The following is a 16,016-nucleotide window of genomic DNA, read 5'->3' on the forward strand; positions in this document are numbered from 1 at the left end:
CTCTTGCTCTCCGCTCGGTTCGACTTCTCGTTGCGCAACCCCTTCGTAGCCGGCCACCGGGTCGGCGGCCGGGCCCTGCTTCCCGGGCTGGCCTACGCGGACCTGGTCCTGCAGGGCTTCGGCGGCCACGGGCACCCGTACGCCGGGCTCGAACTCCGTAACACCACCCTGTTCGCCCCCCTGACCGTCGACCCCGACGGCCGGGTCCCCCTCAGCCTGGCCGCGCGGGAGCACCGGGCCGGGGCCTGGAGCGTCGAGCTGTCCTCCGGCCCCGTGCAGTACGCCGCCGCCGAGGTGCGCACGGCCGGACCGGCCGGGTTCGCGGGCCGGGGGCTGGACCCGGCCGCCGAGCGCGCCCGGGCCCACCACTCGTTCGACCTGGCCGACGTGTACCGGCACTGCAGGAGCCAGGGGCTGGAGCACAGCGGCGTGATGCGGGCCCTCGGCACCGTCCACCGCTGCGCGGACGGCGTCCTCGCCGAGCTGTCCCTGCCCGGCGAGGCGCTGCCTGACGCCGGGGAGTTCCTCGCCCACCCCACCCTGCTCGATGCCGCCGCCGTGGCCGCCGGCCACGCCCTGAGCCTGGACGAGCCGCAACAGGCCCTCCACCTGCCGATGTGCTACGAGTCCTTCCGGATCACGGCACCGCTCACCGGCAACTGCCTCGCCAGGGTTCCCGCAGACTCGGTGCGGCGGCAGGGCGGACTGCTCACGCTGTCGATCGAGTTCTTCGACGCCGCCGGGCGCCAGGTAGCCGAACTGACCGGCTTCACGAGCAAGCCGGAGCGGACACCGCACCGGGGTGCCGCGACCGGTGCCACCGCCCCCGTGTCCGGTTGGGCGGGCGAGGACTGGGAGGCCGTGCTCCGCGCGGAACTGTCCGCCGAGCTCGGCACTCCGGCACCCTCCGTGGACCCGCGGGCCGGGTTCTACGAGATGGGCCTGGACTCGGCTGCCCTGCTCCGGCTCGTCCACGCCCTCCAGAGGCGCCTGGACACCACCCTGCCGCCCACCCTGCTCTTCGAGCACACCACCGTCCACGACCTGGCGGGATGGCTGAACGCGCACCACGCGGCTCCCGCCGCCCCGGCCCGCGCCCCCGCGGCACCCGCCCCCGCCCCGCAGACCGTGGCGGCGGCCGGCGACCCGGCCGCGACGGCCGCCCGCGCGCACCGGGAAGCCGCTGCCGGGGACTCCCCGGACCTCGCGGTCGTCGGCCTGTCGGGCCGCTACCCCGGCGCCTACGACCTGGACGCCTTCTGGCGCAACCTCCGGGCGGGCGCCGACTGCGTCACCCCTGTTCCCGCGGAGCGCTGGGACCGGGTCGCGCACGGCGGCGGGCGCCGCGGCGAGATCGGGCACAACTACTGCGACTTCGGCGGTTTCATCGAGGACGCGGACAAGTTCGACCCGCTCTTCTTCAACATCTCCCCCCGGGAGGCCGTCGCCGTCGATCCCTTGGAGCGTCTCTTCCTGGAGCACTCCTGGGCCGCTATGGAGGACGCCGGACACACCCGCAACTCGCTGCGCGGCCCCGTCGGTGTGTACGTGGGCGCGATGTTCCAGGACTATCCGCTGCTCGCCGCCGAGGGGACCACGACGGAGGGACGACGGGTCGGCCTCGGCGCCGGTGGCGCGTCCATCGCCAACAGGGTCTCGTACGTCTGCGGGTTCACCGGCCCCAGCATGATGGTCGACACCGCCTGCTCCGGCTCCCTCACCGCGCTGCACCTCGCCGCCCGGGCCCTGCGGGACGGCGAGATCGACGCGGCTCTCGTCGGCGGTGTCAACCTCTCCCTGCACCCGAACAAGTACCTGCTGCTGAGCCAGGGCGAGTTCCTCTCCGAAACGGGCCGCTGCGCCGCCTTCGGAGAGGGAGCCGACGGGATGGTCCCCGGCGAGGGTGTCGGCGTCCTCCTGCTGAAGCGGCTCGCGGACGCGGAACGGGACGGGGACCACGTCTACGGACTCGTCAAGGGGACCGCAGTCAACCACGGCGGCAGGACCGGGGGCTTCACCGTGCCCGGCCCGCAGGCCCAGCAGCAGGTGATCGAAGCCGCGCTCGCCGACGCCCGGATCGACCCGCGGACCGTGACGTGCGTCGAGGCGCACGGCACCGGCACGGCCCTGGGCGACCCCATCGAGGTGGCCGGCCTGGCCCGCGCGCTGGGAAGCCCGCAGGACGGGGCCCCGGAATGCGCCCTCGGCTCCGTCAAGTCCGGCATCGGGCACCTGGAGGCAGCCGCCGGAGTCGCCGGGGTCACCAAGGCGCTGCTCCAGCTTCACCACCGTGAGCTCGTGCCCACGCTCCACGCCGACCCGGCATCCGGGCAGCTCGGCCTCGACGGCACCCGCTTCCGCGTCAACGTCGGGCTGCGGCCGTGGCACAGGCCCGTCGTCGACGGGCGGGAGCAGCCGCTGCGCGCCGGCGTCTCCAGTTTCGGCGCGGGCGGCTCCAACGCACACGTCGTGCTGGAGGAGTACCAGGACTCCCGGGTCGGTCAGGAAGCCCGGGACGAGGACGCGGGGCGCCCGGCCCTCGTCGTCCTGTCCGCCCGGGACGAGGACCGGCTGCGGGCCTGCGCCGAACGACTGCGCGGCTACCTCACCGCGTCGGGGGATCCGTCCGCCGCGGGCGGACAGGACCCGGTCCTCGACCGTCTCGGCGCCCTCGCCAGCAGGATCGTGGCCCGCCCCGCCGGCGCGATCGCACCCGGGGCCGAACTGGCCACCGAGGGTTTCGACAGCGTTGCCCGCGCCCGGCTGCTGCTGGCCGTGGGTCGGGAGTACGGCGTCGCCCTCGCCCCCACCACCGCCGAGGACCACTCCACGCTCGCCCGGCTCGCCCGCCACCTGCGGACGGAACACGGGATCGCCGGCACCGGCGCTGCGGCCCTCCCGGCGGTCGAGGACGCACCCCGCGCGCTGCCTTCCGTCCACGCCATCGCGTACACCCTGCTCGTCGGCCGCGAGCCCCGTGAAGAGCGGCTGGCCCTGGTCGTGCGGGACACCGCGGAGCTGGCGGCCGAGCTCGACTCCTATCTCGACGGCCGCCCGTCCACCCGTCGGCACATCGGCTCCACCGCTTCGGAGCGGTCCGCGCGGGTCCGCGAGACGGCCGGCCCCCCCGCGGAAGGCCTGCTGGCCGCGGCCGCGGCCGGCGGCGACCTGGACGAGGTGGCCCAACTGTGGGTCAGCGGTCTCGCACCGGACCCCGGACTGCTCCACACCCGCCGCCCGGTGCGCGTGCCGCTGCCTACCTACCCCTTCGCCCGCGAGCGCTACTGGATCACCGACGTCCTGACGGGGCCCCGGCCGGCCGGGGCGGCCCCCGCCGCCCCGCCGGCCGTGCCGTCACTGCTGGCGGCCATCGAGGAGGACGTGGTCACCCGGCCGAGGGTGTACGAGGTCGAGTCCAGCATGCGCGAACTCGCCGAGTACCAGGACACAGTGGCGGCACTCAGCCGGATCTGCCGTGTCTCCCTGCTCGCCGCCTTCCGGGAGATGGGGGCGCTGCGGGTGGCCGGGGAGCACACCACCCGGCGGGGACTGCGGCAACAATTGTCGGTCGCCAGCCGCCACGAGCGGTTGTTCGACGCGCTGCTCGGCCTTCTTGAGGAGGCCGGATACCTGCGCCTGGACGGCGAGGAGGTGATGGTCGCGGCAGTCGACGAACACGACCTCCAGGCCGAGGTCGACGGACTTGCCGCGCAGAAGCGCGACCTGCTGGAGCGGGCCCCTGACAACGACGGGCTCCTGGCCGTCCTCGACAACTGCCTGCGGGCGTACCCGGAGGTGCTGGCGGACCGCAGGGACCCGCTCGACGTCCTCTTCCCCGGCGGCTCCTTCGCTCAGATGGACGCCATCTACAAGAACCAGCAGCAGACCAACGCCCTGATGACCGAGGCCGTGCGGAGCTACGTGGCCCGGAGGGTGGCCGCCGACCCCGCGACCCGGGTCACCGTTCTGGAGATAGGGGCGGGCACCGGAGGGACCAGCCGGGGTGTGCTCGCAGCCCTGGAGCCGTACGCCGAGCACCTGCGCTACCACTACACGGACCTGGGCAGCAGCTTCGTGAAGTACGGCGCCGCCGAGTACGGCAGCCACGGATTCGTGGAGTTCCGGCAGCTCGACATCGAGCGGTCTCCCGCCGACCAGGGCTTCGACCCGGGCAGCGTGGACGTGGTCGTCGCCTCCAACGTGCTGCACGCGACCCGGTCCATCCACCGGACCCTCACCCACGCCAAGTCCGTGATGCGCCCGGGCGGCATGATCGCGCTGTTCGAGGTCACCCGGCTGCACGAACTCCTCACCATCGCCTTCGGGCTCCTCGAAGGCTGGTGGGCCTTTGAGGACACCGACCGGCTGCCCGGCTCGCCGCTGCTCAGCGCCCCCATGTGGCGCCGGGCGATGGAGCGGGCCGGTTTCCGGGGGATGCGGGTGCTGTCCGGGATGCCGCTGCGGGAGGACCGGCTGTCCGAGAGCGTGCTGCTCGCGGAGAGCGACGGCCGACCGGTCGAGGACGCGGTCCCCGCGCCCGCCGCCGCACGGCCCGCCCCGGCTCCGGCCGCGCCTGTCCCGGCAGCCGCTCCGGCTGCGGCCCCGGCGGCACCCGTCACCGTGTCCGCCCCGGCTCCGGCACCCGCCGTTCCGGCTCCGGCACCCGCGCCCGCGCTGGCGGTGTCCGCGCAGCCTCCCGCGGCACCCGCCCCGGCCGAGGGCGTCGCCGCGAATGACCTGGAGACGCTCATCGAGGCGGCGTGGAAGGAGGTGCTCGGCGTGGACCGGATCCGGCCCGCCGACAGCTTCCAGGACCTCGGCGGCGATTCGATCATGGCCTCTCGGATCAAGGCCCGTGTCAACAGCGCCCTGCCCTTCGAGCTCGAACTGCGGGAACTCCTCACCGCCACCACGGTCCGCGAGATGGCCCTGCAGGCCGAGGCCGAGATCATCGAGCGCATCGACGAACTCCCCGAGGACGCCGTCCTCGCCCTGACCACGGACTGACGCGACAGCTCCGCCCAGCCCTGTCACCCCCACGGAAAGGACACCATGTCACTGGACCGGATGCTCGCCGGACGCAGAGCCCGGCTGTCGCCCGCGAAACTCGCCCTGCTGGAGAAGCTGAAGGGCTCGGTCGGGGACGAGGACGGCCGCGCCCTCATCCCGCGCCGCCCGGCCGCGGTCCGGCCCCCGCTCTCCTTCCAGCAGCAGCGCATGTGGTCGCTGGACCAGCTGGTCCCGGACAGCCCGGCCTACAACGTCGTGCTCTCCCTGCGGCTCGACGCCGACGTCCGGGCTGATCTCCTCGAACGCGCCGTCAACGAGATCGTTCGCCGTCACGAGGCGTTCCGCACCACCTTCCCCAGCGAGGCGGGTACACCCTGGCAGGAGATCGCTTCTGAGCTGCACATTCCGCTCCCCGTGGTCGACCTGTCGGACATCGGGGACGAGGAAGGGCGCCAGACCGAGTTCGACCGGCTCGCCCGGGCCGAGGCCCAACACGTCTTCGACCTGGCGCGCGGTCCGCTGCTGCGCGTCGGTCTCTACCGCCTCACACGGGACAGCCACGCCTTTCTGCTCAACGCGCACCACATCGTGATCGACGGCTGGTCCATCAACAATTTCGTCCGCGAACTGCTCGTCCTTTACGCGGCCTACGAGGAGGGCCGGCCGTCGCCGTTCGCCGAACCGGTCCTCCAGTACGCCGACTACGCGGTCAGGGAGCGGGACCGGCTCAGCGGCAGCGGTCTGCAGGAGCGCCTCGCCTACTGGCGGGAACGCCTCGCCGACCGCAAGCCCGGCTCCGAGCTGCCGATGGACCGCCCCCGCCCGCCGGTGCAGACCTTCCGTGGCGGCAGCACGTCCTTCGACATCAGCCCGGAGGTCGCGGAGGGGCTGCGCGAGCTGACCCGGAAACAGAACGGGACCCTGTTCGTCACTCTGGCCGGGGCCCTGAAGATCCTCATGCACCGTTGGACCGGGGACGACCGGGTGGTCATCGGCACGCCGATCGCCAACCGGCACCACAAGGAGACCGAGGAGCTCATCGGACTCTTCGTCAACACCCTGGTCCTGGACACGGACCTGTCCGGCAACCCGAGCGTCGAAGAGGCCCTGCACCGTGTCGCCGACGTGGCCAAAGGGGCGTACGCCCACCAGGACGTGCCGTTCGAGGTGCTCGTCAACGAGTTCCGGCCCGAACGCGGCATGAGCATGAACCCCCTCTTCCAGGTCTGCTTCGCGCTCCAGACCGCGCCCGCCGACGAGGTCCGGGAGGGGTCGATCCTCGGCCCCGTGCACGAGGTGCGCAACGGCACCAGCAAGTTCGACCTGTGGATCTCGGTCGCCGAGCGGGAGGGCCTGCTCACCGCTTCGGTGGAGTACAACGCCGACATCTTCGACCACGACACCGTCCAGCGCTTCGTCGACGGCTACCAGACCCTTCTGGAGGACCTCGCCGAGGCGCCCGGTCGGCCCGTCGGGGCGCTGCGCGTGCTCCCCGAGGCCGAGCGCGCCCGGATCCTCCTCGGGTTCAACGACACGGCGCGCGACTACCCCGAGGCGGCCGGGTCCACCCTGCACGGCCTGGTGGAGCGCCGCTTCGCCCTCGCCGATCCCGCCGACCCCGCCGTCCGTTTCGAAGGCGCGGACCTCACGGTCGGTGAGCTGGACCGGCGCTCCGCCCAGCTCGCCCGCCTCCTCCGCGAACAGGGCGTGACCCGGGACACCCCCGTCGCGATCTGCATGGAACGCTCACCGGAACTGGTCGTCGGACTCCTCGGCATCCTCCGCGCCGGAGGCGCCTACGTGCCCGTCGACCCCGGATACCCCGCCGAAAGAAGGGAGTTCATGCTCGCCGACGCCGACCCCGGCATCCTGCTGACACAGGAGCGGCTGCGTGCGAGCCTGCCCCCGCACGCGGCGCGCGTCGTGACGCTCGACCCCGGCGCCGACGGGGAATGGCCGGCCCTGACCGGCCTGGACACCTCCCCGCCCGAGCCCTCCGCAGGGCCTGGAAGCTCCGCGTACATGATCTACACCTCGGGGTCCACAGGTCGCCCGAAGGCCGCCGTGATCAGCCACCGCGCCATCTGCAACCGCATCCTGTGGATGCAGGAGCAGTACGGGCTGTCCCCCGACGACCGGGTGCTCCAGAAGACGCCGTTCAGCTTCGACGTCTCCGTCTGGGAGTTCTTCTGGCCCCTCGTCACAGGCGCCCTGATGGTGCTGGCCCGCCCGGAGGGCCACAAGGACCCCGCGTACCTGGCCGACCTCGTCGAGGAGGAAGGCATCACCACCCTCCACTTCGTGCCCTCCATGCTCCAGGCGTTCCTCGCCGCGGACCGGCCGGGTGAACGGGCCGGCTCGGTCCGCAGGGTCTTCGCCAGCGGAGAGGCCCTCTCGGCCACCGTGGTGGAGCGGTTCTACGCGGCCTTCGGCCCGTACGCGCCGCAGGCCCGGCTGCACAACCTGTACGGGCCGACCGAGGCGGCCGTCGACGTGACGCACTGGACCTGCCCCCCGGACGCCTCCACCCGGACCGTGCCCATCGGCCGGCCGGTCGCCAACACGCGCATCCACATTCTCGACCGGAACCTCAGCCCCGTGCCGGTGGGAACCCCCGGCGAGCTCTACATCGGGGGCGTCCAGGTCGCCAGGGGATACCACAACCGGCCCGAGCTCACCCGGGAGCGGTTCGTCCCCGACCCCTTCGCCGGCCTGTGGGGGGAGGACCGGGACGGCGGCGCCCGCCTGTACCGCACCGGAGACCTGGCCCGCTACCTGCCCGACGGGACCATCGAGTACCGCGGACGAACCGATTTCCAGGTGAAGGTGCGCGGCTTCCGCATCGAGCCCGGGGAGATCGAGGCGGCGCTCGCCGTGCACCCCGACATCCGCGAGGCCGTCGTCCTCGCCCGTGCGGCCGCCGAGCCCGAGGCGACCGAGGAGGACGCCGCGGACGGCAGAGACGGACCCGACGACGAACACAAGCGGCTCGTGGCCTACGTGGTGCCCCGCCCGGACACCGGCCGCACCGCACCGGCCACCGAGACCGCCACCGACGACGGTCCGGCCGGCGAGTGGGAAACGGTCTTCGACCGCGCCTACGCCCCAGGGGACGCGCCGGTCGGGTCCGCGGATTTCAACATCGCCGGATGGAACTCCAGCTACACGGGGGAGCCGCTGCCCGCCGAGGAGATGCGCACCTGGGTGGAGTCCACCGCACAGCGGATCCTCGACCTGCGCCCGCGCCGTGTGCTCGAGATCGGCTGCGGCACCGGCCTGCTGCTGGCCCGCATCGCACCGCACTGCGAGGTCTACCACGGTACCGACCTGGCGCAGCGAGGCCTGGACCACATCCGCGAACACATCGTGCCCGGACTGCCGGACGGCGTACGGGTCGAACTGGACAAGCGCGACGCCGACGACTTCACGGGCCTGCCCGAGGCGACCTTCGACGCGGTCGTCATCAACTCGGTCGCCCAGTACTTTCCCCACGTCGACTACCTGCGCTCGGTCGTCGCCCAGGCCGCGGAGCTGTTGCGGCCGGGGGGCAGTGTCTTCCTCGGTGACCTGCGCAGCCTGCCCCTCCTGGAGGCCTTCCACACCGAGGTGGAGCTCCACCGCGCCGACCCGGACACCAGGGTCGGCGCGCTGCGCCGGCGGATCGCGAGCCGTGTCGCCCAGGAGCAGGAGCTCGTGGTCGACCCGAGGCTGCTCACGTCGTCGGTCCTCGATCTTCGCGGCATCGCCTCCGCCGAGGTTCACCTCAAGCGCGGCGCACACATCAACGAGCTCAGCCGGTACCGCTACGACGTGGTGCTGCGCACCGCCGGTGGCGGCGCCGCCGGGCCCGCCGCCCCGCAGCCGCACCGGATGACGTGGTCGCCCGCCGACGGCGTCGAGGAGGCCCGCCGCGTCCTCACCACGCAGCGCCCGCCCGCCCTGCTGGTCGAGCACGTGTCCAACGGCCGCCTCACCGATGCCCGCCGGGCCGTGCGGGCCCTGGCCGCCCTGCCCGCCACCGCCACCGTGGCCGAGCTGCGCGCCGCGGCGGACGCGGCGGACGCGGCGGACGCGGCGGGGATCGACCCGGAACAGTGGTGGGAGCTGGCGGAGGAGAGCGGTTACCGGGCCGCGGTCGGCTGGGTCGAGGGCCTGACCGACGGCTCGTACCACGTGCTGCTCCACCGCGACGGACGGCCCCCCGTGCTGCCGCCCGCGGCGGGTGACGCCCCGCGCTCCCGGTACGCCTGTGCCAACAGCCCGCACCACATGCGGCTCGGCACGCGCCTCACCGCCGAAGCGGGCGCCTTCCTGCGCCAGCGCCTGCCGGAGTTCATGGTGCCGTCCGCGATCGTGGCGCTCCCGGAGCTGCCGACCGACGCGAACGGCAAGCTCGACCGCCGCGCGCTGCCGGTGCCCGTGCTCGCACCCGCCGCCGACAGGGCCGCCGTCCACACGGCGCCCCGCACACCGGAGGAGGAGGCCCTCGCCGAGGTCTGGGAGGAGGTGCTCGGCGTGGCCGAAGCAGGCGTGCTCACCGACTTCTTCGAGGCGGGTGGCGACTCCATCCTCAGCATCCGCCTGGTCAACCGGGCGAACCGGCGTGGCCTGGAGCTGACCGCCCAGGACGTCTTCCAGTACAAGACGGTCGCCGGCCTCGCGGAGGCGGCCCGCTCCCGCGGCCTCCGCGCCGGGCCCTCCACCGTCACGGACGACGCCCCCGCCGTCAGTGAGGAAGCCCGCCGCATCGTCGCGGACCGGCACCCCGACGCGGTGGATGCCTACCCGCTCGGCAGCACGCAGGAGAACGTCCTCCACCACACCCTGCGCACCCGGGCCCCCGGTGCGAACGTCGTCCACCAGAGGTGGCGGATCACCGCCGCGGACTTCGACGACGCCGCGTTCGAGCGGGCCTGGCGGCACACCGTGCGGTGCTTCCCCGTCCTGCGGACGTCGTTCCTCTGGGAGGGCCTCGACGAACCGGTCCAGGTCGTCCACCCCGAGGTCGAGCTGCCCTTCGAACGGCACGACTGGCGGGGCCTGCGCCCCTGGGAGCAGGAGCGGCGGCTCCAGGCGTACATCGCCGCGCGCCGACGCGAGGGCTTCGATCTGTCCCGGGCGCCCCAGACGCGCATCGCCCTCTTCCGCCTCGACGAACACACCTGGGACTACCTCTACCTGTTCTCCCTCGCGCTCCAGGACGGCTGGAGCTATCCGATGATCATGAGGAGTCTGTTCGACGCCTACGAGGCTCTGGCCGCCGGCCGAGAGCCCGAACCACCCGCCCCCGACACCGTCTACCGCGACTTCTGCGTCTCGCAGCGCCGCCGCGACCTCACGGCCGCAGAGGCGTTCTGGCGGGCCGAGCTCGCCGGTGTCGAGCCGCCGGCTCCGGCGCTCGCCGTGCCGCACGCTCAGCGCCGCCCGAACCCGGACGAGCCCGACCTGCTCCACGACGGCATCCTGGTCCCGGACGAGGTCACCGCGGAACTGCTGCGGCAAGCCCGCAATGAGGGGCTGACGCCGTTCACCTTCCTCCAGGCGGCCTGGGCGCTGCTGCTGTCGGCCGAGTCCGGAGAGCGCGACATCGTCTTCGGAGCGGTCTTCTCCGGCCGGGCGGGCGCCCTGGTAGACGTCAACACCGGAGTGGGCCAGTTCTTCACCATCCTTCCGGTCCGGGTGGCCCTCGACCCGGAGGCGGCGGTCCGGGACTGGCTGGCCGAACTCCAGCGCAGGGTGGGCGAGATCGCCCGCCACGAGCACGCGCCGATCGCCCGGATCCATGAGTGGGCGGGGGTGCCGCGCGATCGCTTCCTGTTCGACAGCTACCTCGTGAACGAGACGTTTCCCGAACTGCCCGACCTCTTCCAGAGGTTCGACACGGACCTCGGGGCGGAGCCGATGGACTTCCTGAACCAGACGGAGCACCCGCTGCGGGTCGAGGCGATCTTCATGGGGGACCACTTGGTGATCAACATGAACAGCTATTCCGGCGGGTTCCCGCCCGGGACGATTCCCGCCAGGCTCCGCGCGTTCGCGGCACTCCTGCGCGACGTCCTGTCCGATCCCGACCGGACGGTGGGCGAGGTGCTCGCCGCTTCGGCGCCCCGCCGCACCGGCACCGGTACCACCGCCGAGGAGGCCACCGCATGACGGACGACCGCGTCCGCACCGTGTTCATGTTCTCGGGCCAAGGCTCGCAGTACTACCAGATGGGCCGGGACCTCCACGAGAGCGAGCCGGTCTTCGCCGCGGCCATGGAGCGCATGGACGCGACGGTGGCCGCCGAACTCGGCTTCTCCGTGCTCGCCCGGATGTACGACGACACGCGCTCCAAGGCCCAGCCGTTCCTGGACACCGAGGTCACCCATCCCGCCATCGTCATGGTCGAGATCGCCCTGGCCGAGACCCTCATGGCGGAGGGGATTCAGCCCGATCTGCTGCTCGGAGCCAGCCTCGGGGAGTTCGTCACGGCCGTCCTGTCGTCCGCCCTCGACGAAGGCGACTGCCTGCGCCTGCTCGTCCGTCAGGCCCGGGCCCTGCGGACGTGTGCCGCCGGCGGCATGTCCGCAGTGCTGGGGCCGCAGTCCCTCTACGACGAGCTGCCCGAGCTACGCGACGGCACCGACCTGGCCGCCCGGAACTACGACCAGCACTTCGTGGTGGCGGGCACCGAGGAGGCGCTGGCGGCGGCGGAGTCCCGGCTGAGGAGTCTGGACGTGCCCTACCAGAGGGTCCCCGTCGAACACGGCTTTCACTCCCGGCTGATGGACGCGGCGCTGCCGGCCTGCGCGGGGGCCATGGAGGGCGTCCGCCTGCACCCGCCGCGGCTTCCGCTGGTCTCCTGCGCTGCGGGAGGGCCGGTCACCGCGCTCGACCCCGGCCACTTCTGGCGGGTCGCCCGGGAGCCCATCGAGTTCCAGCGGGCGGTGGCCCACCTCGAAGCGCAGGGGCCGCACCGCTACCTTGACCTCGGCCCGTCCGGCACGCTGCACAACTTCGTCCGCAACAACCTGTCCCCGGCCGGGCCTTCCGTCTCCTTCCCCCTCCTCAGCCCGTTCGGCCGGAACACCGGGCTGCTGTCCGCGGTGCGCCGGGAGATTCCCGTCCGCCACCCCGCCGGCCCTGCGGCGGCGGAGACCGCCCCGCCCGCCCGGACCGCTCCCACCGGGGGGCCGGCCGCCGCCCCGGCCACCGCACAGAAAGGTCCCGCCATGAAGGTGTACGGCTTCCCCGGCCAGGGCTCCCAGGTCAAAGGCATGGGTGCGGGCCTCTTCGAGGAGTTCCCCGAGCTGACGGCTGCGGCGGACGCGGTGCTCGGCTACTCCGTCGAGCGCCTCTGCGTCGAGGACCCGGACAAGGAGCTCAGCCTGACGCAGTTCACGCAACCCGCCCTGTTCGTCGTCGGCGCGCTCTCGTACCTCAAGAGGCTCAAGGACGACCCCGAGCCGCCGGACTACGTCATCGGGCACAGCCTCGGCGAGTACGTCGCCCTCTTCGCCGCGGGAGCGTTCGACTTCGAGACGGGCCTGCGCCTCGTGCAGCGCAGAGCCCTGCTGACCGCCCGTACCGAGGGCGGCGGCATGGCGGCCGTCGTGGGTTGCGACCAGGACAAGGTGGAGGCAGTCCTGCGTCGCCCCGAACTGACTGGTCTTGCGATTGCAAATTACAACTCACCGGAGCAGTTCGTACTGACCGGCGCGCGTGACGCGATCGACCGGGCCCGCGCCTTCTACGAGAACGAGGGGGCCTTCTTCACCCGCCTGAGGGTCAGTGGAGCCTTTCACTCTGAATTCATGCGACCCGCCTCCGAGGAATTCACGGAATTCCTTTCCGGCTTCTCCGTTTCGGCTCCGAGTATTCCCGTCGTGTCGAATGCGGACGCCCGCCCCTATCCTCCTGACCCGGCCGGGATCGCCGATACCCTGACCCGGCAGATCTGGAGCGGGGTCCGCTGGATCGAAACGGTCCGCTACCTCATGGGGAAGGACGAGGACTTCGTCTTCGAGGAGGTCGGGCCCGGCACCGTCCTGACCAAGCTGGTCCGCAAGATCCGCGAGACCGCTTCCCCGCTGCGGCTCGACGAGGGGCCCTCCCGGCCGGTCGACCCCGCCCCCCGCCCCACCGGGCGTCTGCCCGTTCCGGACCCTGCTCTCCGGTCTGCGCCGGCACCCGATCCCCACGAGGCGGAGCCCCGTCGCCACCAGCCCGCTGCGGTGCCGGCGCCGGCCGCCCTCACAGCCGAACGCCTCGGCGCGGACTCCTTCAAGGAGCGCTACGGGCTGCGCCTGGCCTGCCTGGCCGGGTCCATGTACCGGGGCGTCTCCGGCTCGGAGATGGTGGCCCGGCTCGCGAAGGCGGGCAGCATGGGCTTTCTCGGCACCGGGGGGCTGGACCCTGAACGCATCGAGGAGGAAGTGGGGGCCGTCGTCGCCGCCGTCGGAGACGACGCGGCCTTCGGCGCCAATCTCCTGCACCGGCAGGACGATCCTGAGGCCGAGTCCGGGCTGGTGGACCTGCTCCTCAGGCTCGGGGTCCGGACCGTCGAGGCGTCGGGACACCTCCAGATCACCCCTGCCCTGGTGCGCTACCGGCTCAAGGGCGGCAGGGTCATCGCCAAGGTGTCGCGAGCCGACACCGCCCGCCTGTTCCTCTCCCCGCCGCCCCGGCCCCTGGTGGATCGGCTGCTCGGCCAGGGCGCGGTCACGGCGAACGACGTCGCGCGCCACGCCCACCGGCCGGTCGCCGACGACCTGTGCGTGGAGACGGACGGGTGGCGCCCGGGTACGGAGACCCCGGCGACCCTGCTGCCCACGGTGTTGCGGCTGCGGGACGAGCTGGCGGCTGACGGACCCCGGGTCCACGTGGGGGTCGCCGGCGGCCTCGGCACCCCCGAGGCGGTCGCGGCGGCCTTCCTGCTCGGGGCCGAGTTCGTTCTGACCGGCTCGGTGAACCACTGCACGGTCCAGGCGGTCACGAGCGACGCCGTCAAGGACATGCTCCAGGCGGCCGAGGCTCACGATGTGGAGGCGGCCCCCTGGAGCGAGGGATTCGAGCTGGGACTCCCCGCTCGCGCCCTCAAGCGGGGGGTGTTCTTCCCTGCCCGCGCGGCCAAGCTCCACGAGCTGTGGCGCCGCCACGCCTCCTTCGAGGAGGTCGACGCCGCCACCCGGGCCCAGATCGAACAGAAGTACCTGCGCCGGCCGTTCGCGCAGGCGTGGGAGGAGATCGCCGCCGGGCTGCGGGCCTCCGCCCCGGAGGAGGCAGCCCGGGCGGAGGCGAGCGGCCGCCGGCGGATGGCCCTGGTCTTCCGCCGGTTCCTCGACGACTGCCTGGAGTTCGCCGCGGACGGCCGCACGGACCGCCGTGTCGACTACGCCGTCCACTGCGGCCCCGCGCTCGGGGCGTTCAACGCCTGGGCGCGGGGCGGCGACCTGGAGGACTGGCGCGGCCGCCACGTCGACGTGGTCGCGGACCGCCTGATGACGGGGGCGTCCGACGTGCTGCGCGACCGGTACGAGGCCCTGCTGGGCGTCGCCGGGGTCGGAGCCGGCACAGGGCCGCGGCCCTGAAAGCCGGCCGGCCGCCCTGGGGGGCGTGGGGCCCTGCGTCAGCGGGGGGTCAGTTGCGCCCACACGGGCTTGTCGGGCCGGATGTTGCCGGTCTGCTGGAAGGTGACCACGGAGTCTGCCGACTCGATGTGGAATCGCCGGACGACCGCCTCCAGCAGCACGGTGGACGCGAGCATCGCGAAGTGCTCCCCGATGCAGACGTGCGGTCCGCCGCCGAAGGGGAGGTAGGCGTAGCGCGGTCGGTCCTGCTCGCCGACGAAGCGAGAAGGGTCGAAGCGCTCGGGGTCCGGCCAGAAGTCCGGATGCCTGTGCGTCACCCACGGCGACAGGAACACCGCCGTCCCGGCGGGTACCTCGTAGCCGCCGAGAACGATGTCGGAGACCGCCTGGTGCTCCGTCATGTAGACCGGCGGGTACAGCCGCATGGCTTCCAGCAGGCAGGCACGGCCGAGCGATTCGCGCTGCTGGGCGTAGCCGGCCGAACTGCCGCCCGCCGCGACGAAGCCGTGGGCCTCGTCCGCGAGGGACCGTTGCGCGGTCTCGTCCCGGCCCAGCAGGTGCAGGGCGAAGGTGAGCGCGGTCGCCGTGGTCTCATGCCCGGCCATCATCATCAGCAGGGTCTGGTCGCGGATCTCCTGGGCCGACAGCGCGGCGCCCGTCTCCGGGTCACGGGCGGTGCGCAGCCGCGTGACGATGTCGTCCCGCTCCTCGCCCGCCGCCCCGGCGTCCGTACGGGCGAGGATCCTGTCGATGAGCCGGTACAGGTCGTCGCGGGTCCGCGTGAACGCCCGGTTGCGGGGGGTGGGGACGCCCAGCGGGGGTTTGAGGAGCTGGGTGGTGCGGCGGATGATCAGCTCGTTGGTGAGCGGGATCAGCCGGTGCAGCTCGGGGGCCGTGTCGTCGATGTCCCCGCTGAACAGCGCCCGCCCGACCACGCGCAGCGAGTACCGCAGCATCAACCGGTGCAGGTCGACCCGCCCGCCCCCGGCCGCCACGTCCGCGGTGGTCACCCGCTCGGCCTCGGCCGCCATCAGCTCGGTGTAGCGGGCGACCCGCTTGGGGGTGAAAAGGGGTTGGAGGGTGCGACGCTGGCGGCGCCACTCGGAGCCGTCCGTCGTCATGAGGTTGCAGCCGATCATGTCCTCCAGCACCTGGGTGCTGGACTGGCCGCGGCCGATCGTCCGCTCGGTGTCGGTCAGTACCTGCCGGGCGGAATCCGGGTGGAAAGCACCGACTGCGATCTTCCCGAGCCGGTTGCGCGGCCCGAACGGGAACGCCACCAGATCGCCGTGGTCCCGGAAGGAGCGCTCCAGTACCGAGATCGGGTCGCGTAAGAACTCGGCGGTGACGCCGGCAAGGACGTTGCCCCGGGGCCCCGGCACTGCCGAGAACGCGCCGGGCTGCTGGGTCTGGGGGGTCATCGGGAGCCTCCTG

The 16,016-nt window shown here is 72.9% G+C and carries 4 protein-coding genes; 3 read left to right on the plus strand and 1 reads right to left on the minus strand.

The features are described 5' to 3' along the window. The first annotated feature begins 3 nt into the window (after positions 1–3). From ACFWFZ_RS04515 to fabD, 3 genes are read left to right on the plus strand one after another with little or no spacing between them, the layout of a single operon-like run. On the plus strand, positions 4–5,007 hold the full coding sequence (locus ACFWFZ_RS04515; protein WP_387116528.1) for a beta-ketoacyl synthase N-terminal-like domain-containing protein: 5,004 nt from the start codon (positions 4–6) through the stop codon (positions 5,005–5,007). A 45-nt stretch (positions 5,008–5,052) separates the two neighbouring features. Next, positions 5,053–11,163 carry an amino acid adenylation domain-containing protein gene (locus tag ACFWFZ_RS04520; RefSeq protein ID WP_387116531.1) on the plus strand — a complete coding sequence of 2,037 codons (6,111 nt, stop codon included), beginning with the start codon at positions 5,053–5,055 and terminating at the stop codon, positions 11,161–11,163. Further along, positions 11,160–14,582 carry an ACP S-malonyltransferase gene (gene fabD, locus ACFWFZ_RS04525; RefSeq protein WP_387116534.1) on the plus strand — a complete coding sequence of 1,141 codons (3,423 nt, stop codon included), beginning with the start codon at positions 11,160–11,162 and terminating at the stop codon, positions 14,580–14,582. The genes ACFWFZ_RS04520 and fabD overlap by 4 nt, the downstream gene beginning before the upstream one ends. A gap of 38 nt (positions 14,583–14,620) precedes the next feature. Here the strand turns inward: fabD and ACFWFZ_RS04530 are convergent, their stop codons facing one another. Beyond that, entirely contained in the window at positions 14,621–16,003 is a 1,383-nt protein-coding gene (locus ACFWFZ_RS04530; protein WP_387116537.1) for a cytochrome P450, read from the minus strand. Positions 16,004–16,016: the final 13 nt, after the last annotated feature.

Origin of the sequence: Streptomyces sp. NPDC060232, from assembly GCF_042726555.1 — a bacterium.
GTDB lineage: Bacteria > Actinomycetota > Actinomycetes > Streptomycetales > Streptomycetaceae > Streptomyces.